This window comes from Streptomyces griseoviridis, from assembly GCF_005222485.1.
In the GTDB taxonomy this organism is placed as follows: domain Bacteria; phylum Actinomycetota; class Actinomycetes; order Streptomycetales; family Streptomycetaceae; genus Streptomyces; species Streptomyces hintoniae.
In genome coordinates, this window is sequence record NZ_CP029078.1 from 5,130,404 (window position 1) to 5,150,135 (window position 19,732).

Below are 19,732 nucleotides of genomic sequence, written 5' to 3' on the forward strand. Positions count from 1 at the left end.
GGACCGGCACGCCGGGCCGTCGCATGCCACGTGTGGGTCCCGGCGGGCGGGGCTGCGGGCACCGTCCACGGCACGTGGGTGCGCAAGGCGATCGACGAACCCTTCCCGGATCGCCCGACGGCCCCTCCCCGCCATCACAAAGGGCGAGGCCCGAAGACCCCGCCCATCACCCGCGAACCCTCGCCTCACGGCCACACAAGGCAATAAGGCTGATGCCCCGCCTCATGCAGCCGATGGCTGAAGTCCTGCCACTCATGCAGCAGTTGGTACACATTGAACGCGTCCCGCGGCCCCCCGCGGTCCGGGACCGTCGACCAGATGAACGCCGCCGCGCCCACCGCCTCCTCGCCTATGCCGCGCAGGGGGTCCACGACCGTCATGGGGAGTTTGACCACCGCGTAGTCCGGGTGCAGGACGACCAGTTCGAGGGGCGGGACCTTGTGGAGGGGGACGCCCTCGATGCCGGTGAGGACCATCGCGGCCATCGTCTCCGGCTTGATCTTCGTGAACATGCCGTTCATGCCCAGCTCGTCGCCGCCCAGTTCCTCGGGGCGCATCGAGATCGGGACGCGGGCCGCGGTCGCGCCGTCGGGCGCGCCGAAGTATTTGTAGGTCACCCCCACCCGACCACCATTCCTGCTCCCGGCCCCGGGACGGTCGACCCCGCGTTCGTTCTTCTGGTCCTTGCGATCCATACGGTCCATACGGTCCATACGTCGGTCGCGTCGTTCCGACTCACCCGGCACGTCCTTGCGTTCCTGGAGTGCCTCGGCCGCCTCCTCGGCGTCGCGTCGGTGCCTTCCCCGCCGGGCACGTCGAGGACCCAGGTCATCGGTCCCTTCGCCCAGTCCGCCACCGCGATGCATATCTCCACCCGACTGCTTTTCTAGGACGCGTGGCCCCCGCCGCGCAACCCGATCATCGTGTCAGTGACCTCCCCCACGGCCGCCCGCCGAAACGTGCGGTGAAACACCTGTCCGCAGGATCTTCGCAGCCCCGGAGCGGTCCCTCGTACCTTCTTACGGACAGGAAGGCCGTCTGCGCTGTGTGTATCAGGTCTCAGTTTCGCAGATCGGCGGCGCCCCCTGGGGTCCGAGCGGCCTGGCCTACCCTGAGGAGGTCACAGACAACCGGAGTCCGAGAAATACCGAGAATCCCCAGAAGTCGGAGACGTCGCAGGTCATGACCGAACTGCCCTATCCATACGATGCGCCTGCCTCGCAGGCCCTGTTCGACCGCGCGGCCGTGGTCACGCCCGGGGGCGTGAACTCCCCGGTGCGCGCCTTCCGCGCGGTCGGCGGCACGCCCCGGTTCATGGTGTCAGGGACCGGGCCGTACCTGACCGACGCGGACGGGCGCGAGTACGTCGACCTGGTCTGCTCCTGGGGCCCGATGATCCTCGGCCACGCGCACCCCGAGGTGATCGCCGCCGTGCAGGAGGCCGTCGGGCGCGGCACCTCCTTCGGCACCCCCGGCGAGGGCGAGGTCGCCCTCGGCGAGGCGATCGTCGAGCGGGTCGGGCCGGTCGAGCAGGTCCGGCTGGTGTCCAGCGGCACCGAGGCCACCATGTCCGCCATCCGCCTCGCCCGCGGCTTCACCCGGCGGGCCAAGGTGGTCAAGTTCGCGGGCTGCTACCACGGTCACGTGGACTCGCTGCTGGCCGCGGCCGGCTCCGGCGTCGCCACCTTCGCGCTGCCCGACACCCCGGGTGTCACGGGCGCGCAGGCAGGCGACACCATCGTCCTGCCGTACAACGACCTGGACGCCGTGCGGGAGGCCTTCCGGCTGCACCCCGGCGAGATCGCCTGTGTGATCACCGAGGCGTCGCCGGGGAACATGGGTGTCGTGCCGCCGCTGCCCGGCTTCAACCAGGGGCTCAAGGACCTCTGCGCGGAGCACGGCGCCCTCTTCGTCTCCGACGAGGTGATGACCGGGTTCAGGACCAGCCGCAGCGGCTGGTTCGGGGTCGACGGTGTCGTCCCCGACCTCATGACCTTCGGCAAGGTCATGGGCGGCGGGTTCCCGGCCGCCGCGTTCGGCGGGCGGGCCGACGTCATGGCGCACCTCGCGCCCGCCGGGCCCGTCTACCAGGCCGGGACGCTGTCGGGGAACCCGATCGCGACCGCGGCGGGACTGGCCCAGCTGCGGCTGCTCGACGACGCCGCCTACGGTGTCGTCGACGCCGTCTCCGCGCGGCTGCGGTCCCTGGTCGGCGAGGCGCTGGCCAAGGAGGGGGTCGCCCACCGGGTGCAGAACGCCTCCAACATGTTCTCCGTCTTCTTCACGGACCGCGAGGTGCGCGACTACGAGGGCGCGAAGGCACAGGAGTCGTTCCGGTACACCGCGTTCTTCCACTCGATGCTGGCGCAGGGCGTGTATCTGCCGCCCTCGTCCTTCGAGTCCTGGTTCGTGTCCACGGCCCACGACGAGCGGGCGGTACAGCGGATCGCCGACGCCCTCCCGGCGGCGGCCCGAGCGGCGGCGGAGGCCACCTCAGCATGAGCAGCGAGAAGGACATCACCGTCGTCCACGTGATGCGGCACGGCGAGGTCGCCAACCCGGAAGGGGTGCTCTACGGGCGGCTGCCCGGGTACCACCTGTCCGATCTCGGCCGGCGGATGGCGGAGCGGGTGGCCGAGCACCTCGCCTCCCGTGACGTCACCCGGGTCGTCGCCTCCCCGCTGGAGCGGGCGCAGGAGACGGCGACGCCGATCGCCAAGGCGCACGGCCTCGACCTCGGCACGGACGCGCGGCTGATCGAGGCCGAGAACGTCTTCCAGGGCAAGACCTTCGGGGTCGGGGACGGCGCGCTGCGCAGGCCCGAGAACTGGAAGCACCTCGTCAACCCGTTCAAGCCGTCCTGGGGCGAGCCCTATGTCGACCAGGTGGTGCGGATGACCGGGGCGCTGGAGGCGGCCAGGGACGCGGCGCGCGGCCACGAGGCGGTCCTCGTCAGCCATCAGCTGCCGATCTGGATCGTGCGCTCGTACGTCGAGCGGCGGCGGCTGTGGCACGACCCGCGCAAGCGGCAGTGCACCCTGGCCTCCCTGACGACGTTCACCTACGAGGGCGACCGGATCGTCTCGGTCGGCTACAGCGAGCCCGCCCGCGACCTGGTCCCGGTCCATCTGCTGGCCGGCGCGAAGCCGGTCAAGGGGCAGCCGGGGCAGGGCAAGGCGTTCGGGGCCTGACGTGGTCTGACCGGTACTCAGGCCGGGGTCGGGTCCGGGGCGCCCGCGTCCCGCGTGCCGCGTGTCACGCAGGAGCCGCGTGACAGGGGTGTGGCGCGTGGGGCGCGTGGTGCCCCTTCGCGCTTTCGTGACCTTTATTACGATATTCATACTCTGATCTGGAACCTCCGCGTTCGTCATCTCCTCTGACTGGGTGACCATCACAGGAAATGACGAATCGGGGATGTAATGCGCTCGCTCTCTCGCAGGGGAATGCTCGGTCTCGGCGCGGGAGCCGCGGCGACCGTCGGCCTCTCGGCCTGCGGCGGCCTCACGTCGTCGGACGGTTCCAGCCACGCGGCCGGTTCCGAGCCGAGCCCCTCAGGCAGCAGCGGACACCCCGCGCGCCCCATCGGCGACGGCTCGACCGCCTTCACCGGCAAGCAGCCCCACCAGCCCGCGAGCCCCGAACCGCTGGAGCCCGGCCAGACCCCGCCGCAGTTCGTGATCTTCTCCTGGGACGGCGCGGGCGAGGTCGGCAACGGCCTCTTCCCGCGCTTCCTCGACCTCGCCGAGCAGCACGGCGCGCACATGACCTTCTTCCTCTCCGGGCTCTACCTGCTCCCCGAGTCGAAGAAGCGGCTGTACAACCCGCCGAACAACCCGCGCGGCGCCTCCGACATCGGCTACCTCACCGACGAGCACGTCAAGGCGACCCTCACCAACGTGCGCCGCGCCTGGCTCGAAGGCCACGAGATCGGGACCCACTTCAACGGCCACTTCTGCGCCGGCACCGGCACCGTCGGCAACTGGACCCCCCAGCAGTGGCGCAGCGAGATCGACCAGGCCAAGGCGTTCGTCAAGGAGTGGCGCACCAACACCGGCTGGAGCGACCTGCCGTCGCTGCCCTTCGACTACGAGAAGGAACTCGTCGGCGGCCGCACCCCCTGCCTGCTCGGCCAGAACAACCTGCTGCCCACCGCCAAGGACCTCGGCTGGCGCTACGACGCCTCCTCGCCCGGCGGCCGGCAGACCTGGCCCGTCAAGCGGCTCGGCATCTGGGACCTGCCCCTCCAGCAGATCCCGTTCCCCGGCCACAGCTTCGAGGTGCTGTCCATGGACTACAACATGCTGGCCAACCAGTCCGTGAACTCCACCAAGGCGCCCGCCCACAACTACCCCGGCTGGCGCAAGCAGTCCGCACAGGCCTACATCGCCGGCTTCCGGCGGGCGTACGAGAGCAACCGGGCGCCGTTCTTCGTCGGCAACCACTTCGAGCAGTGGAACGGCGGCATCTACATGGACTCCGTCGAGGAGGCCTTCAAGCACATCGCCCGGGAGAAGGAGAAGGGCGAGGACGTGCGGCTCGTCTCCTTCCGGCAGTTCGTCGACTGGATGGACGTCCAGAAGCCCGAGGTGCTCGCCAAGCTCCGCACCCTCGACGTCGGGCAGGCACCCGCCGGCGGCTGGAAGACCTTCCTCAAGGACGACGCCCCCACCTCCACCTCTTCCGGACAGGCCGCCTGAGACGCGGACCGCGAGGGGGGTGCGCAAGATCCTCAGAACGGGCATGCGAAACTTTTCACATGAGTGCCGCCAGCCGCGCCCCCCTGCGCTCGCCCCGTAGCCGTGCCGCCCTGCTCAGCGCCGCGGCAGCCGCCGCCGCGCTGACCCTCACCGCCTGCGGCTCCGGCGGAACGTCCGGTGGCTCGGGCGACACCAACTTCGTCACCGGCGCCGACGGCGTCGCCACGGCGAAGAAGGGCGAACGCGCCGACGCCCCCGACCTCTCGGGCGAGACCGTCGACGGCAGACAGCTCGACGTCGACGACTACCGGGGCAAGGTCGTCGTCATCAACGTCTGGGGCTCCTGGTGCCCGCCCTGCCGCGCCGAGGCCAAGAACTTCGAGACCGTCTACCAGGACGTCAAGGACACCGGCGCCGGCGTGCAGTTCGTCGGCATCAACACCCGCGACACCAGCACCGGCCCGGCCAGGGCCTTCGAGAAGGAGTACGGGGTCAGCTACCCCAGCCTGTACGACCCGACGGGGAAGCTGATGCTCCGCTTCAAGAAGGGCACCCTCAACCCGCAGGCCATCCCCTCCACGCTGATCATCGACCGGCAGGGCAGGATCGCCGCGCGCACCCTCCAGGCGCTCAGCGAGGAGAAACTGCGCGCCATGCTCGCCCCGGTCCTCGCGGAGAAGTGACGTGATCACCGCCGCCCTCGCGAGCCCCGCCACCGCCCTCGCCGCGACCGGCTACGGCGGCACCTCGCTCAACGGCACCGTCTTCAACGGCGCCCTGCTGGCCGCCCTGCCGATCGCCATGCTCGGCGGACTCGTCTCCTTCTTCTCCCCGTGCGTGCTGCCGCTGGTGCCCGGCTACCTCTCCTACGTCACCGGGGTCACCGGCACCGACCTGGCCGAGGCCAGGCGCGGCCGGATGGTCGCCGGCGCCTCCCTCTTCGTCCTCGGCTTCACCGCCGTCTTCGTCTCCAGCGGCGCCCTCTTCGGTTTCTTCGGCGACACCCTCCAGGAGAGCCGGGGCGTCCTGTCGAAGGTGCTCGGCGTCCTCATGATCCTGATGGGCGTCTTCTTCATGGGGCTCATGCCCTGGATGACCCAGCGCGAGTTCCGCCTGCACAAGCGGCCGGTCACCGGCCTGATCGGCGCCCCGCTGCTCGGCGCCCTGTTCGGCATCGGCTGGACGCCCTGCATCGGACCGACCCTGGCCGCGGTGCTCGCGCTCTCCACCCAGCAGTCGAGCGCGGGCCGCGGCGCCCTGCTGACCGTCGCCTACTGTGTGGGTCTCGGCGTGCCCTTCGTGCTCGCGGCGGTCGCCTTCCGCAAGGCACTCGGCGCCTTCGGCTGGGTCAAACGGCACTATGTCTGGGTCATGCGGATCGGCGGCACGATGATGATCGTGACCGGCCTGCTGCTGCTCACCGGCGCCTGGGACTCCCTGGTGCAGGAGATGCAGACCTGGTCCAACGGCTTCACTGTGGGGATCTGATCGATGAGCACGCCTTCCAAGACGGGGCCCGAGGCCGCCGCGCCCACCGCCGGCCCGGACGCCCGCCCGGGTGCCGCGCCCGCCGAGGACCAGGACGTCAGCGCCGCCGGCTCCCAGCTGTCCACCGCCCCCCGCGAGGACGCGCCCCACCCGGGGCTCGGCGTCATCGGCTGGGCCCGCTGGTTCTGGCGGCAGCTCACCTCGATGCGGATCGCGCTGCTGCTGCTCCTGCTGCTGTCGCTCGGCGCGATCCCCGGCTCGCTGATCCCGCAGAGCGGCACCGACGAGACGAAGGTCGCCGACTTCCGCGCGGCCCACACCCTCCTCGCACCGGTCTACGACCGGCTCGGCCTCTTCCACGTCTACAGCTCGGTGTGGTTCTCCGCGATCTACATCCTGCTGTTCGTCTCCCTCATCGGCTGCATCGTCCCGCGCACCTGGCAGTTCGTCGGACAGCTGCGCGGCCGGCCGCCGGGCGCGCCCAAGCGGCTGAACCGGCTGCCCGCCTACACCACCTGGCGCAGCGGGGCCCGCCCCGAGGAGATCAGTCAGGCCGCGCTCGCCCTGCTGCGCAGGCGCCGCTTCCGGGCGCACCTCGCGGGCGACGCCGTCGCCGCAGAGAAGGGCTATCTGCGCGAGGTCGGCAACCTCGCCTTCCACCTCGCCCTCATCGTGATGCTGACCGCCTTCGCCTGGGGCCAGCTGTTCAAGTCGGAGGGCAACAAGCTGATCGTCGAGGGCGACGGGTTCTCCAACACCCTCACCCAGTACGACGACTTCAAGTCGGGCAACCTCTTCACCCAGGACGACCTGGACCCGTTCAGCTTCCGCCTCGACACGTTCCAGGGCACCTACGAGGAGACCGGCCCCAACCGCGGCACCCCGCGCACCTACCAGGCGGGCGTCACCTACAGCGTCGGCGCCTACGGCAAGGACGAGAAGAGCCTCATCAAGGTCAACGAGCCGCTGGAGATCGGCGACTCGAAGGTGTACCTCACCGCCCACGGCTACGCGCCCGTCGTCACCGTCAGGGACGGCAAGGGCGCCGTCGTCTACCGCGAGGCGGTGCCGCTGCTGCCGCTCGACTCGAACGTCACGTCGTCCGGCGCGATCAAGGTGATGGACGGCTACCGCGACGCCAAGGGCGCCAAGGAGCAGCTCGGCTTCCAGGCGTTCTTCCTGCCGTCCTACGGCGGCAAGAACACGGCCGTCGTCTCGCAGTTCCCCGCGCTGCTCAACCCGATCCTCAACCTGGCCGCCTACCACGGCGACCTCGGTGTCGACGCGGGCATCCCGCAGAGCGTCTACCAGCTCGACAAGAAGAACCTGAAGGCGTTCAAGGACAGCAAGGGCCAGACGCTGCGGGTGAACCTGAAGCCGGGCGAGACGATGAAGCTCCCGGACGGCGCCGGCTCGATCACCTTCGAGAAGGGGATCAAGGAGTGGGCGAACTTCCAGGTCACCCGGCAGCCCGGCAGCGGCTGGGCGCTCGGCGGCGCCCTCACCGCGATCTTCGGTCTGGCCGCCTCGCTGTTCATCCAGCGCCGCCGGGTCTGGGTGCGTGCCACCGAGGGCCCGGACGGCGTCACCGTCGTGGAGATGGCCGGGCTCGGCCGCAGCGAGTCCGCGAAGGTCCCGGAGGAGCTGGGCGACCTCGCCGGCGTCCTCTACGACGGGACGGCGGCCCCGCCCGGGGCCGACGACCCCACCGCCCCCGCAGACCCGGCGCACACCGCCGGTCCCGCCGAACCCGCAGATTCCTCCGACTCGCCAGTCGCACCCCCCGAAGGGGCTGAGCAGCAGTGATCCTCGCCGCCGCCACCAACGAACACCTCGCGAACCTCAGCAACACGCTGATCTACTCGTCGATGGCCGTCTACACCCTGGCCTTCTTCGCGTACATCGCCGAATGGCTCTTCGGCAGCCGCAGCAAGGTCGCCCGCACGGCCGCCGCGCTGACCGACGGCACGACGGCGAGGAAGAAGGCTGCCGCGCCCGCCGTCACCGTGCAGCAGGCCGGCGGGACGGCCGTCCTGGAGCGGCCGCAGGTCGTCGTACGGGCCGCGACCGGCTCGCGCGACGTGCCCGACGGGCCCGGCGCGCACGGCGGCGACGAACAGGGCGACCTGTACGGGCGGATCGCCATCTCGCTCACGGTGCTCGCGTTCCTCGTCGAGTTCGCGGGTGTCCTCACCCGGGCCCTGTCGGTGCAGCGGGCGCCGTGGGGCAACATGTACGAGTTCAACATCACCTTCTCGACGGTCGCCGTCGGCGTGTACCTGGTGCTGCTCGCGCTGCGCAAGAACGTCCGCTGGCTCGGCCTGTTCCTGACCACCACGGTCCTGCTCGACCTGGGTCTCGCCGTCACCGTCCTGTACACGGCGAGCGACCAGCTGGTGCCCGCCCTGCACTCGTACTGGCTGTACATCCACGTCTCCACGGCGATCCTGTGCGGCGCGGTCTTCTACGTCGGCGCGGTCGCGACGATCCTGTACCTCTTCAAGGACTCGTACGAGAGCAAGCTCGCGGGCGGCGGACAGCCCGGCACCTTCGCCACCTCCGTGATGGAACGGCTGCCCGCGTCGGCGTCGCTCGACAAGTTCGCCTACCGGATCAACGCGGCCGTCTTCCCGCTGTGGACGTTCACGATCATCGCGGGCGCGATCTGGGCCGGCGACGCGTGGGGCCGCTACTGGGGCTGGGACCCCAAGGAGACCTGGTCGTTCATCACCTGGGTCGCCTACGCGGGCTACCTGCACGCCCGCGCGACGGCCGGCTGGAAGGGCCGCAAGGCCGCCTACCTGGCGCTGATCGCGTTCGGCTGCTGGCTGTTCAACTACTACGGCGTCAACATCTTCGTCACGGGCAAGCACTCCTACGCGGGCGTGTGACGGCGGCCCCCGCGGGAGCGGGGGTCACTCGCCGATGTCCTCGTGCCACAGGTCGGTGTGGTCCGCGACGAAGCCGCCCAGCAGGGCGACGCACTCCGGGTCGTCGAGCAGCACGATCCGCACACCGTGCCCGGCGAGCCACTCGTGCCCGCCCCGGAAGGTGACGGCCTCCCCGATCACCACCCGGGAGATGCCGAACTGCCGTACCAGGCCCGAGCAGTACCAGCAGGGCGAGAGGGTCGTCACCATCGTCGTGCCGCGGTACGAGCGCTGCCTGCCCGCCGCCCGGAACGCGGCCGTCTCCGCGTGCGTGGACGGATCGCCGTCCTGCACCCGCCGGTTGCGGCCGCGGCCCAGCAGGGTGCCGTCCGCCGCGTAGAGGGCCGCGCCGATCGGGATGCCGCCCTCGGCGAGCCCGGCACGGGCCTCCTCGACGGCGGTGGCGAGCCACGCGTGTGCCTGTGCCTGATCCATGGGGTCACTCTCCCTGCCGCCGCGACGCCGGACGATGACCGGAAACTACCCCTCCGGAGGGCTACGGACGGGGACGGCCGGCGTCCGTCGCCGCCGCGTCGCGGGCCGCGTCGCCGGGACCGGAGCCGTCGAGGTAGCCGTCCAGCGCCGCCGCCCCGGTGAGCATCGCCCGGCTCCTGGCGGTCAGGGACCCGGCGCGGTCGGCCAGCGCCGAGCGCAGGTCCGCACGGTCGCCCTCGCGGCGCAGTTCCGCCAGGACCGGGCGGATCTGGTCGAAGAGATGGTGGGCCCGGCGCAGGGTGTGCACCAGACGGGCGTCCCTGACCTCGGCCGGACCGTACCTGCGGTACCCGGTGCCCGGCTCCCGGCCGGGCGTCAGCAGCCCCGCCGCCTCCCACACCCGCAGCGCCGACGTACGGACCCCCAGCAGGGCGGCCACCTCCCCGATCCGCAGGCCCGCGCGCGGCACCGGGGCGGGCGCCCCGGCCGCCGCCTCCAGCGCCTCGACGGCCGCCCGCAGCGCGGCGCGTTCGGCGTGCAGGGCGGCGTGCGCCGCGTCGACGAGGGCGAGCGCTCCCGGCACGTCACCGGCGTGCACGGTCCGCATGATCCGGGCCGCGTCCGTGGGCCCGTACCCGCGCACCAGGGCCCGGTGGGTGAGCAGGGCCCGCCGGTGCGCGTCCCCGAAGACCCGGTAGCCGGACCCGGTGCGCCCGGCGGGCGGCAGCACGCCCGCGTCCTCGTAGTTGCGCACCTGCTGGGTCGAGATCCCGGCCGACCTGGCGAGGTCGACGGGACGCAGACGGCGGTCGTCGTTCGGCATCGGCGCCCAGGGTATGCGGGAGAGCGCCGGGCTGGTCGCACCGTGCGCGGACGCGGCGGCCGAACCGTCCCGGTCGGCGGCGCCGCACCGCCGTCTCACCGCCCGTCGTACAGCGACTCCACCTCCGTGGCGAAGTCCCTCAGCACCGCCTCCCTGCGCAGCTTCATCGACGGGGTCAGATGGCCGTCGGCCTCCGTGAGGTCGCGCGGCAGGACCGTGAAGCGGCGGATCGACTCGGGGCGGGAGACGAGCTTGTTGGCCTCGTCGACCGCCCGCTGCAACACCTGCCTCAACTCCTCGTCGTCGAGGAGGAGTTCGGCCGGGACCGGGTGCTTGCCGTTCATCCGGCGCCAGTGGGTGATGCCCTCCGGGTCGAGGGTGAGCAGCGCGGAGACGTACGGGCGGCGGTCGCCGACGACCACGCACTGGGAGATCAACGGGTGCTGGCGCAGCCAGTTCTCCAGCGGCGCGGGCGCCACGTTCTTGCCGCCCGCGGTGATCAGGATCTCCTTCTTGCGGCCGGTGATGGTCAGATAGCCCTCGTCGTCGAGGTGCCCGATGTCGCCGGTCGGGAACCAGCCGTCGGCCGACGCGGGCACCACCCCGCCCGCGTGCGGGTCCCAGTAGCCGCGGAACACCTGGCCGCCGGCGAGCAGGACCTCCCCGTCCCCGGCCAGCCGCACCTTGGTGCCCGGCATCGGCCAACCCACTGTCCCGAGCCGGGGTTTGAGCGGGGGCGTGCAGGTCGCCGCGCCCGTCGACTCGGTCAGCCCGTACCCCTCGTAGATCTCAAGTCCCGCGCCCGCGTAGAAGGCCGCGAGGCGCCGCCCCAACGGCGAGCCTCCGCAGATGAGTTGACGGACCCGGCCGCCCATGGCGCTGCGGATACGGCGGTAGACCAGCGGGTCGTAGAAGGCGCGGGCCGCCCGCAGCGCGGCGTTCGGCCCGGGACCGGTGCCCGCCTGCCGTGCCTCCACCGCCTCCCCGTACCGCCCGGCCACCGCCGCCGCCCGGTCGAAGGCGGACGCCCGGCCGACGCTCTCCGCCTTCGCGCGGGCGTTGTTGTAGACCTTCTCCAGCATGTAGGGGATCGCCACGAGGAACGTCGGCCTGAAGGTGCCGAGGTCGGCCAGCAGATCCTCGGCCGCCAGGCTCGGCGCGTGCGCGATCCGCACCCGGGCGCGGACGCAGGCGATGGCCACCATCCGGCCGAACACGTGCGACATCGGCAGGAACAGCAGCGTCGACGGCTCCTCCGAGGTCTTCGACCTGAAGACCGGGTAGAGGAGTTCGATCGCGTTGTCGACCTCGGCGAGGAAGTTGCCGTGGGTGAGGACACAGCCCTTGGGGCGCCCGGTGGTGCCCGACGTGTAGACGAGCGTGGCCGGGGTGCCGGGCACCAGCATCCCGCGCCGCACATCGACCTCGTGGTCGGGCACCGGCCGCCCCAGCTCCGCCACCCGGTCGAGGTGCCCCTTCTCCACCACCCACAGATGACGCAGGTCGGGCAGCCGGTTCAGCTCGGGCCCGAGCGCTGCCGCCTGCGCCGCCGTCTCCGTCACCAACGCCACCGCGCCCGAGTCCTGGAGGATCCACCGGGTCTGGAACAGCGACGACGTCGGGTAGACGGGCACGGTGACCAGGCCCGCCGCCCACGCCGCGAAGTCCAGCAGCGTCCACTCGTAGACCGTCCGCGCCATGACGGCGATCCGGTCGCCAGGCACCAGCCCCTCGGCGATCAGCCCCTTCGCCAGCTCCCGCACCTCACGGGCGAACCCGTCCGCCGTCACGTCCGCCCAACCGCCGTCCCCCGTACGGCGGCTGAGCACCCGGGACGCGGGCGCGGCCGCCGCGTTCTCGAACGGCAGGTCAGCGAGCGACCCGTGGCTGCGCGGCGGCACCAGCGGCGGCACGGACACCTCGCGCACCACGCCGTCCAGCCGCCGGATCTCGGGCTCCACCAACTGAGGCACACCGTCGTGGTCGTAGGCGACGGGACGGGACACGGACATGGGCAACTCCAGTGGCGTGCGGCTCGGTTCCGCTCTGCCGAGGTGGTACGTGCGGTTCGTACCGAGTCGTTCACCCGCGGCGTGCGACGGGCGCGTCACCGCCGGTTCGGACGGCGATCGTACGGGGCCGCGGTGAGGGGCGGGTGTGGGTTCGGGAAGAGTCCGGAGCCGGGCCTGTGCCCGCGCCGACGGCCGTGACCGTCCCCGCACCCACGACGGCCCCCGCGCCCTGCCGGACCCGGGCTCAGTCCCGTTCCAGAACGGCCTACGCGCCCTGCCGGACCTGTGCTCAGTCCTCAGTCCCGGTCCAGGGTGGCTGTCACGCCCTGCCTGACCCGGGCTCAGTCCCGTTCCAGGACGGCCGTCACGCCCTGGCCGCCGGCCGCGCACACCGAGATCAGGCCGCGCCCCGGCCCGCCGCGCTCGGCGAGCAGCGCGGCCAGCGTCGCCACGATCCGCGCTCCGGTCGCCGCGAACGGATGGCCGGTGGCGAGCGAGGAACCGGCCACGTTCAGCCGGTCCCGGTCCACCGCGCCGAGGCCGCGCTTCTCCCAGGCCGCGAGCGTCGCCAGCACCTGCGACGCGAACGCCTCGTGCACCTCGACCAGGTCGAAGTCCGCCAGGGCGAGCCCGGCCCGCTCCAGCATCCGCGGGACCGCGTACGCCGGTGCCATCAGCAACCCGTCCTCGCCGCCCGCGACATCACCGTGCGGGAAGTCGACCGCGGCCGTCTCGTGGGCGGTGAGATACGCCAGCGGTCGCAGGCCGCGCGCCCGCGCCCACTCCTCCGACGCCAGCAGCACCGTCGCCGCGCCGTCCGTGAGCGGCGTCGAATTGCCCGCCGTCATCGTCGGATCGGGGGCGTCGAGCCCGAACACCGGCTTGAGCGCCGCGAGTTTGGCGGGCGTGGAGCCCGGACGGAGGTTCTGGTCGCGGGCCAGGCCGCGGAAGGGGACCACCAGGTCCTGGAAGAAGCCCCGTTCGTAGGCCGCCGCGAGCCGCTGGTGGCTGGCCGCCGCCAACGCGTCCTGCTCCTTACGGGTCACGCCCCAGGCGCGGGCGGTGACGGCGGCGTGCTCGCCCATGGACAGGCCGGTGCGCGGCTCCGCGTTGCGCGGGATGTCCGGGACCAGGTGGGCGGGGCGGACCCGGGCGAGCGCCCTGAGCCTGGCGCCCGCCGACTTCGCCCTGCGTGCCTCCAACAGGATGCGCCGCAGCAGGTCGTTGACGCCGAGCGGCGCGTCGCTCGCGGTGTCCGCGCCGCCCGCGACGGCCGACTCGATCTGCCCGAGGGCGATCTTGTTGGCGGCGGCGATCACCGCCTGGAGCCCGGTGCCGCACGCCTGTTGCAGGTCGTAGGCGGGGGTGCGGGCGTCCAGCGTCGAACCGAGGACCGTCTCCCTGGCGAGGTTGAAGTCACGGCTGTGCTTGAGCACCGCCCCGCCGACGAACTCGCCCACCGCGCCGGGACCTTGGAGCCCGAACCTGGCCACCAGGCCGTCCAGGGCCGCGGTCAGCATCTCCTGGTTGGAGGCGGTGGCGTAGGGGCCGTCCGAGCGGGCGAAGGGGACACGCGTACCGCCGATGACCGCGACGCGTCGTGCCACCGGCGGCTGCACGGGACTCATCTCGACCTGCTCCTCACCGTTGACCTACACTTACCACCGGTAACCTTACTCCAGAGTAAGCAAGTTGAGTCCGACCGGGGAGACACGCATGGCCGACCGTTATCTGAGCTTCACCGGCACCGCGCCCGGCCGCCTGCTGACCCGGCGGCTCGGCCTGCCCCAGCCGGCGCCGCTCAGCAGGTGGTCCACCGCCCGGCCCGCGCTGGACGGCGGCCTGCTGCACCTGACCGCGGGCAAGTCCGCCCTCGACCTCGCGCCGGTCCTCGCCCGCACCGGCCTCGGCGACGACACCGGCAACCCGGCCGCCGTCGTCCTCGACGCCACCGGCGTCCGGGACGTCGACGCCCTCCTCGACGTCCACACCGCCCTGCACCCCGTCGTCCGGTCGATCGCCCCCGGCGGGCGCGTCGTCGTCCTCGGCGCGCCCCTCGACCCCGCCGACCACCACCAGGCCGCCGCGCAGCAGGCGTTCGAGGGCTTCACCCGCTCCCTCGGCAAGGAGATCGGCCGGGGCAGGACCGTCAACCTGGTCCGGCTCACCGAGGCGACCGCCGCCGAGTCCACCCTCGGCTTCCTGCTGTCCCCCAAGTCCGCCTACGTCAGCGGGCAGGTGATCACCGTCGGACCCGGCGGCTTTGGCGGAGCCGGCGGACCTGGCGCACCCGGCGGGCCCGGCGGGCTTGGTGGGCCTGGCGTACCCGGCGGACCCGGCGCACCCGGCGGGCTCGGTGGGCCTGGCGCCCCCGCCGACCGGGAGCACCCCCTCGCCGGCCGCACCGCCCTGGTCACCGGGGCCGCCCGGGGCATCGGCGAGGCCGTCGCCGAGACCCTCGCCCGCGACGGCGCCCATGTCGTCGTCCTCGACGTGCCGCAGGCCGAGCACGACGCCCGCGCCCTCGCCGAACGCCTCGGCGGCACCGCCCTCGCCCTCGACATCACCGCCCCCGACGCGGGCGCCCTGATCGCCGACGCGCTGCCCGACGGCCTCGACGTCCTCGTCCACAACGCGGGCATCACCCGCGACAGGCGACTGGTCAACATGCCCGCCGAGCGCTGGAGTTCGGTGCTCGACGTCAATCTCGGCGCCGTCCTGCGCACCACCGACGCGCTCCTCGGCGCCGGTGCCCTGCGGCGCGGCGGCCGGATCGTCGCCACCGCCTCCATCGCGGGACTCGCCGGAAACGCCGGCCAGACCAACTACGGCGCGAGCAAGGCGGGTGTGGTCGGTCTGGTCCGCGCCCTCGCGCCGCGCGCCCTCGAAGAGCACGGGGTGACCGTGAACGCGGTCGCGCCCGGATTCATCGAGACGAGGATGACCGCCGCGATCCCCCTCCTCATCCGCGAGGCGGGCCGCCGGATGAACTCCCTCTCCCAGGGCGGCCTGCCGATCGACGTCGCGGAGACGACGTCCTGGCTCGCCCACCCGGCGTCGGGGGCGGTGAACGGCCAGGTGGTACGGGTCTGCGGCCAGAGCCTGCTGGGCGCGTAGCGCGACCGGGGGCGGGGCCGCGGCACCACACCGCCGACGAGGGCCGGTCAACTGCCGACAGCGCGGACAGCGCCGCTCGTCGACCCGGCCGGCCCCGGCAAGCCCAGGCGGGTCGGCCCCGCGCAGTGCGCAGTGCCGTCAGCCCAGTTCAGTTCCGGTCGGCCCGCACCGCCCCCGTCGCGCCGACGCCCAACTCCGTGCCCCGCCCTCGCGCTCGCCCTGCCCCAGCCCTCGCCCCAACCCCGTCCTCGCTCAGCCTCCCGTCCCCGCTCATCCCCTCGCCCCGCTCAGCCTTTCGCCCCGCCCCGCCCCGCCGACGCCCCGAACCGGACGCAGGACCTCGTAGGAGCCCGATGCCCGTCACCCTCGCCCGCATGCCCGCCCTCGCGCCTCTCCTCGCCCGTGGCGCCCTGCTGTCTCCGCTCAAGCGCCCACGGTCCGACGCCGGTTACCCGAACGACTGGCTCGTCGTGCCCGAACTCCAACTCGACCTGGCCAAGTTGGCCGCCTACGAACGCGTCTGTGGCTTCGCCACCGGTGACGACGCCCTGCCCCTCACCTATCCGCACGTGCTCGGCTTCCCGTTGGCGATGCGGCTGATGAGCGGCCGGGCCTTCCCGCTGCCGCTGCTCGGGCTGGTCCACACGGGGATCGACATCACCCGCCACCGGCCGCAGCCCGCCACCGCCGGCCACGAACTCGCCGTCCGCGTCGACGGGTTGCGGCCGCACCGGCGCGGCACCGAGGCGGCGGTGGTCACCGAGCTGAGGACGGCGGGGGAGGTGGTGTGGGAGTCGCGGAGCACCTATCTGGCCCGGCACGCCACCGGCTCCGAGGCCCTGGGCAGCCGAGCGGACGCGGGGACGGGCACCACGGGTGACGGCCGCTCCGCCGACCGCGAGCCGCTGCCCGCCCGCGCCGACTGGCAGTTGGGCAAGGACATCGGACGGCGCTACGGGGCGGCCTCGGGCGACCGCAACCCCATCCATCTGCACCCGCTCACCGCCCGCCTGTTCGGCTTCCCGCGCGCCATCGCGCACGGCATGTGGACGGTCGCCCGCTGCCTCGCCGCGCACGGCACTCCCGAAGCGGTGCGGATGCGCGCCGAGTTCAGGGCGCCGGTCCTGCTGCCGGGGACGGTGACCTACGCGGCGGACGCCGACGGACGCTTCGAACTGCGCGCAGGCGACCGCGTTCACGTCGTCGGCGAGCTCTCCGCACTGGTCCCGCCGGGCAAGGTCCCGCCCGTCCCGTCGTGATCCGGCTCGGGCGGTGACCAGGGGCGGCCGTCCATCAGGTCGCCGAGGCCCGCCCACGCGAAGTTCATGAGGGTGGCCGCCGCCTGCCTGGCCGTGATCCCGGGGGTGGCGTTCGCCCACGCGGCGAGCGACTCGGCCGCCCCCACCAGGGCCTCCGCGAGCCCGGCGACCTCACGCTCGGGAAGGTGCGGGTCCCGGTGTGCCTCCCGGGCCGCGTCCACGATCAACTGCGTCACGAAGACGACGATCTCCTCGCGCATCGCCGTGACCACCGCAGCGAACGGCTCACCGTGCGTCCGCGCCTGGAGGTGCAGCACCGCCCAGCCGTCCGGGTTGCGGGAGGTGTGCGTGAAGAACGCCCCGAGCCCTTCCCACAGTTGGCGGTCGGCGGGCAGCTCCCGCCGCACCCCGGCCCGCACCGCTTCGACCAGCGCCTCGGCCTCCCGCCGGATGCACGCGGTGAAGAGGTGTTCCTTCGAGGTCAGGTACAGGTACACCAACGGCTTGGAGACGCCCGCGAGTTCGGCTATCTCGTCCATCGACGCGGCCATGTAGCCGCGTTGACCGAAGGTCCGCACGGCGGCGTCCAGCATCTGCTGCTCACGGACCGCCCGCGGCATCCGTTTGGTCTTCACGGCACCCATGAGGGCAAGGGTAGTTGGGCCACCCGGCCAACCGGCCGGACCGACTACGGCCCACCGCGACCGCGCCCGGCTCGGCCGGGAGCCTGCCGGACCGCGCCGGGCATACCGGCACACGGCCGGGCCCCACGGGCGGGGGCCCGCCGCCGTCAGGACGGAGTCTGCCCCGACCCCACGGGCGGGGGCCCGCCGTCAGGACGCCGTCTGCCCCTGCGCGGGAGCCGCGTCCTGGTGCGCGCGCACCGAGTCGTCCACGTCGTCCTCCTGGCTGCGGTTGGCGTCCAGGTTGGCCTTGGCGCGGTCCACCCGCTCGACGATCTTCACCGAGGCGCGGTCGCGCTCCTTGCGCAGCACGACGAAGCTGATCGGCGCGGAGAGCACCAGGGCGAGCAGCACGACCCACATGCCGTTCGAGGCGCCGAGACCGCGCGGGACGACCTCGGAGTAGACGAGGCCCCAGACGACCACGAGGCAGCCCACGAAGATCCCGAGGCGCATCAGCGTGTAGCGGAGCATCTCAATCCACTCTTCCGATTCCAAACAGGGGCAACGTCCAGTGAAGCACGCCCCCTCCAGGATCTTGGAGGGGGGTGCGCGGCTCAGCCCAGCGGCAGCAGCATGACGATGTCGTCGCGGTCGTCGCCCGGCGCCACCCTGATCGCGTCCGGGATCCGGCCGACCTCCTTGTAGCCGCACGACGCGTAGAACCGCTCGAGTCCGAGGCCGCCCCGGCAGGTGAGCCTGACCGCCTCGATGCCGTCGATCCCGCGGGCCGCGTCGGCCGCGGCCGCCAGCAGCTCGCGGCCGTACCCCTTGCCCTGATGGCGCGGGTGCACCATGACGGTGTACAGCCAGAGCCAGTGCCGCATCAGCCGGTGCGTGTTGAGCGTGAGGAACGCGGTCGCGACGACCTCGCCTGTCCCGTCCCTGCCGACCAGCAGCCGGGTCCTGCCCTCCGCCATGGCGATCAGGTGTCTGACCAGCTCGGGCCTGATGTCGTCGGCGCCGACCGGCGGCACGAAGCCGACCGAGCCGCCCGCGTTGGACACGTCGGCCCAGAGGGTGAGCACCTGGTCCCGGAGGTCGCGGGAGACCGCCGGGTCCAGTTCGAACGTCAACGCCACCGGATCACACCCGCATCGGCTGCGGCGCGTCACGACGGGCCGGGTCGGGGCCCTCGTACTCGCGGATGATCTCGTAGCGGGTGTTGCGCTCCACCGGGCGGAAACCGGCGTCCCTGATCAGGTCGAGGAGGTCCTCGCGGGTCAGCTTGTTCGGGGTGCCGTAGTTGTCCGCGTCATGCGTGATCTTGTACTCGACGACCGAGCCGTCCATGTCGTCCGCGCCGTGCTGGAGGGCAAGCTGCGCGGTCTGGACGCCGTGCATCACCCAGAAGACCTTGACGTGCGGGACGTTGTCGAACAGCAGCCGGGAGACGGCGAACGTCTTCAGCGCCTCGGCGCCGGTCGCCATCTGGGTGCGGGCCTGGAGCCGGTTGCGGACCTTGCCGTCCTTCATGTCCACGAAGTCGTGCTGGTAGCGCAGCGGGATGAAGACCTGGAAGCCGCCGGTCTCGTCCTGCAGCTCACGCAGCCGCAGCACGTGGTCCACCCGGTGCCTGGGCTCCTCGATGTGCCCGTACAGCATGGTGCACGGGGTCTTCAGACCCTTCTCGTGCGCCAGCCGGTGGATCCGCGACCAGTCCTCCCAGTGGGTGCGGTGGTCCACGATGTGCTGGCGGACCTCCCAGTCGAAGATCTCCGCGCCGCCGCCGGTCAGGGATTCGAGACCGGCGTCGATCAGCTCGTCGAGGATCTCCGAGGCGGAGAGCTTCGAGATCGTCTCGAAGTGGTGGATCTCGGTGGCCGTGAACGCCTTGAGGGAGACGTTCGGCAGGGCCGCCTTCAGCTCGCGCAGCGACCGCGGGTAGTAGCGCCACGGCAGGTTCGGGTGCAGGCCGTTGACGATGTGCAGCTCGGTGAGGTTCTCGCCCTCCATCGCGGTGGCGAGCTTCACGGCCTCCTCGATGCGCATCGTGTACGCGTCCTTCTCGCCCGGCTTGCGCTGGAACGAGCAGTAGGCGCAGGACGCCGTGCACACGTTGGTCATGTTCAGGTGCCGGTTGACGTTGAAGTGGACCACGTCGCCGTTCTTGCGGGTGCGCACCTCGTGCGCGAGCCCGCCGAGCCACGCCAGGTCGTCGGACTCGTAGAGGGCGATGCCGTCCTCACGGGTCAGCCGTTCACCGGAGCGGACCTTCTCCTCCAGCTCGCGCTTGAGCCCGACGTCCATACCAACACCTTTCGACGACAACGCGGCCAACGGTACGC

18 protein-coding genes are annotated in these 19,732 nt (G+C 72.3%); 9 read left to right on the forward strand and 9 right to left on the reverse strand.

Annotation, left to right across the window (positions count from 1 at the left end; genetic code table 11):
- Positions 1-185: 185 nt before the first annotated feature.
- Positions 186-866 (reverse strand): hypothetical protein, encoded by a 681-nt coding sequence (locus DDJ31_RS22125; protein ID WP_171480883.1) that lies wholly within the window; start codon positions 864-866, stop codon positions 186-188.
- Positions 867-1,182: 316 nt separating this feature from the next.
- Between DDJ31_RS22125 and hemL the strand changes: the two genes are divergently transcribed.
- From hemL to ccsB, 7 genes are all read left to right on the forward strand, one after another.
- Complete coding sequence (gene hemL / locus DDJ31_RS22130) at positions 1,183-2,502, forward strand: glutamate-1-semialdehyde 2,1-aminomutase (RefSeq protein WP_127178606.1); 1,320 nt, start codon at positions 1,183-1,185, stop codon at positions 2,500-2,502.
- Entirely contained in the window at positions 2,499-3,191 is a 693-nt protein-coding gene (locus DDJ31_RS22135; RefSeq protein ID WP_127178605.1) for a histidine phosphatase family protein, read from the forward strand. Before hemL ends, DDJ31_RS22135 begins: the two co-directional genes overlap by 4 nt.
- A 228-nt stretch (positions 3,192-3,419) precedes the next feature.
- On the forward strand, positions 3,420-4,697 hold the full coding sequence (locus DDJ31_RS22140; RefSeq protein ID WP_127178604.1) for a hypothetical protein: 1,278 nt from the start codon (positions 3,420-3,422) through the stop codon (positions 4,695-4,697).
- 59 nt (positions 4,698-4,756) lie between these two features.
- A complete protein-coding gene (locus tag DDJ31_RS22145) occupies positions 4,757-5,380 on the forward strand; it encodes a TlpA family protein disulfide reductase (protein WP_127178603.1) in 624 nt (207 codons plus the stop codon).
- A 4-nt stretch (positions 5,381-5,384) separates the two neighbouring features.
- A complete protein-coding gene (locus DDJ31_RS22150) occupies positions 5,385-6,185 on the forward strand; it encodes a cytochrome c biogenesis CcdA family protein (RefSeq protein ID WP_431029185.1) in 801 nt (266 codons plus the stop codon).
- 3 nt (positions 6,186-6,188) lie between these two features.
- The gene (resB, locus tag DDJ31_RS22155) at positions 6,189-7,991 is read left to right on the forward strand and encodes a cytochrome c biogenesis protein ResB (RefSeq protein ID WP_127178602.1); all 1,803 of its coding nucleotides are present in this window, start codon (positions 6,189-6,191) and stop codon (positions 7,989-7,991) included.
- Positions 7,988-9,076: a c-type cytochrome biogenesis protein CcsB gene (ccsB, locus tag DDJ31_RS22160; protein WP_127178601.1), complete on the forward strand. Its 1,089-nt coding sequence runs from the start codon at positions 7,988-7,990 to the stop codon at positions 9,074-9,076. The genes resB and ccsB overlap by 4 nt, the downstream gene beginning before the upstream one ends.
- A 24-nt stretch (positions 9,077-9,100) precedes the next feature.
- On the opposite strand, the gene DDJ31_RS22165 is transcribed toward ccsB, so the two are convergent.
- From DDJ31_RS22165 to DDJ31_RS22180, 4 genes are all read right to left on the reverse strand, one after another.
- Entirely contained in the window at positions 9,101-9,550 is a 450-nt protein-coding gene (locus tag DDJ31_RS22165) for a nucleoside deaminase (protein ID WP_127178600.1), read from the reverse strand.
- 61 nt (positions 9,551-9,611) lie between these two features.
- Positions 9,612-10,373, reverse strand: a complete 762-nt coding sequence (locus tag DDJ31_RS22170; protein WP_127178599.1) for a MerR family transcriptional regulator — start codon at positions 10,371-10,373, stop codon at positions 9,612-9,614.
- 95 nt (positions 10,374-10,468) lie between these two features.
- A complete protein-coding gene (locus DDJ31_RS22175) occupies positions 10,469-12,385 on the reverse strand; it encodes an AMP-dependent synthetase/ligase (RefSeq protein ID WP_127178598.1) in 1,917 nt (638 codons plus the stop codon).
- 341 nt (positions 12,386-12,726) lie between these two features.
- Complete coding sequence (locus tag DDJ31_RS22180) at positions 12,727-14,013, reverse strand: acetyl-CoA C-acetyltransferase (RefSeq protein WP_127178597.1); 1,287 nt, start codon at positions 14,011-14,013, stop codon at positions 12,727-12,729.
- Between the two features lie 88 nt (positions 14,014-14,101).
- Between DDJ31_RS22180 and DDJ31_RS22185 the strand changes: the two genes are divergently transcribed.
- On the forward strand, positions 14,102-15,502 hold the full coding sequence (locus DDJ31_RS22185) for a 3-oxoacyl-ACP reductase (protein ID WP_127178596.1): 1,401 nt from the start codon (positions 14,102-14,104) through the stop codon (positions 15,500-15,502).
- A 353-nt stretch (positions 15,503-15,855) separates the two neighbouring features.
- On the forward strand, positions 15,856-16,761 hold the full coding sequence (locus DDJ31_RS22190; RefSeq protein WP_127178595.1) for a MaoC/PaaZ C-terminal domain-containing protein: 906 nt from the start codon (positions 15,856-15,858) through the stop codon (positions 16,759-16,761).
- Here the strand turns inward: DDJ31_RS22190 and DDJ31_RS22195 are convergent.
- From DDJ31_RS22195 to mqnE, 4 genes are all read right to left on the reverse strand, one after another.
- Positions 16,698-17,405: a TetR/AcrR family transcriptional regulator gene (locus tag DDJ31_RS22195; protein ID WP_127178594.1), complete on the reverse strand. Its 708-nt coding sequence runs from the start codon at positions 17,403-17,405 to the stop codon at positions 16,698-16,700. The two genes, DDJ31_RS22190 and DDJ31_RS22195, sit on opposite strands and share 64 nt — an antisense overlap.
- A gap of 189 nt (positions 17,406-17,594) precedes the next feature.
- A complete protein-coding gene (locus DDJ31_RS22200) occupies positions 17,595-17,918 on the reverse strand; it encodes a DUF4229 domain-containing protein (protein ID WP_127178593.1) in 324 nt (107 codons plus the stop codon).
- Positions 17,919-18,001: 83 nt separating this feature from the next.
- Positions 18,002-18,526, reverse strand: a complete 525-nt coding sequence (locus DDJ31_RS22205; RefSeq protein ID WP_127178592.1) for a GNAT family N-acetyltransferase — start codon at positions 18,524-18,526, stop codon at positions 18,002-18,004.
- Between the two features lie 4 nt (positions 18,527-18,530).
- A complete protein-coding gene (gene mqnE / locus DDJ31_RS22210; protein WP_127178591.1) occupies positions 18,531-19,694 on the reverse strand; it encodes an aminofutalosine synthase MqnE in 1,164 nt (387 codons plus the stop codon).
- Positions 19,695-19,732 lie beyond the last annotated feature (38 nt).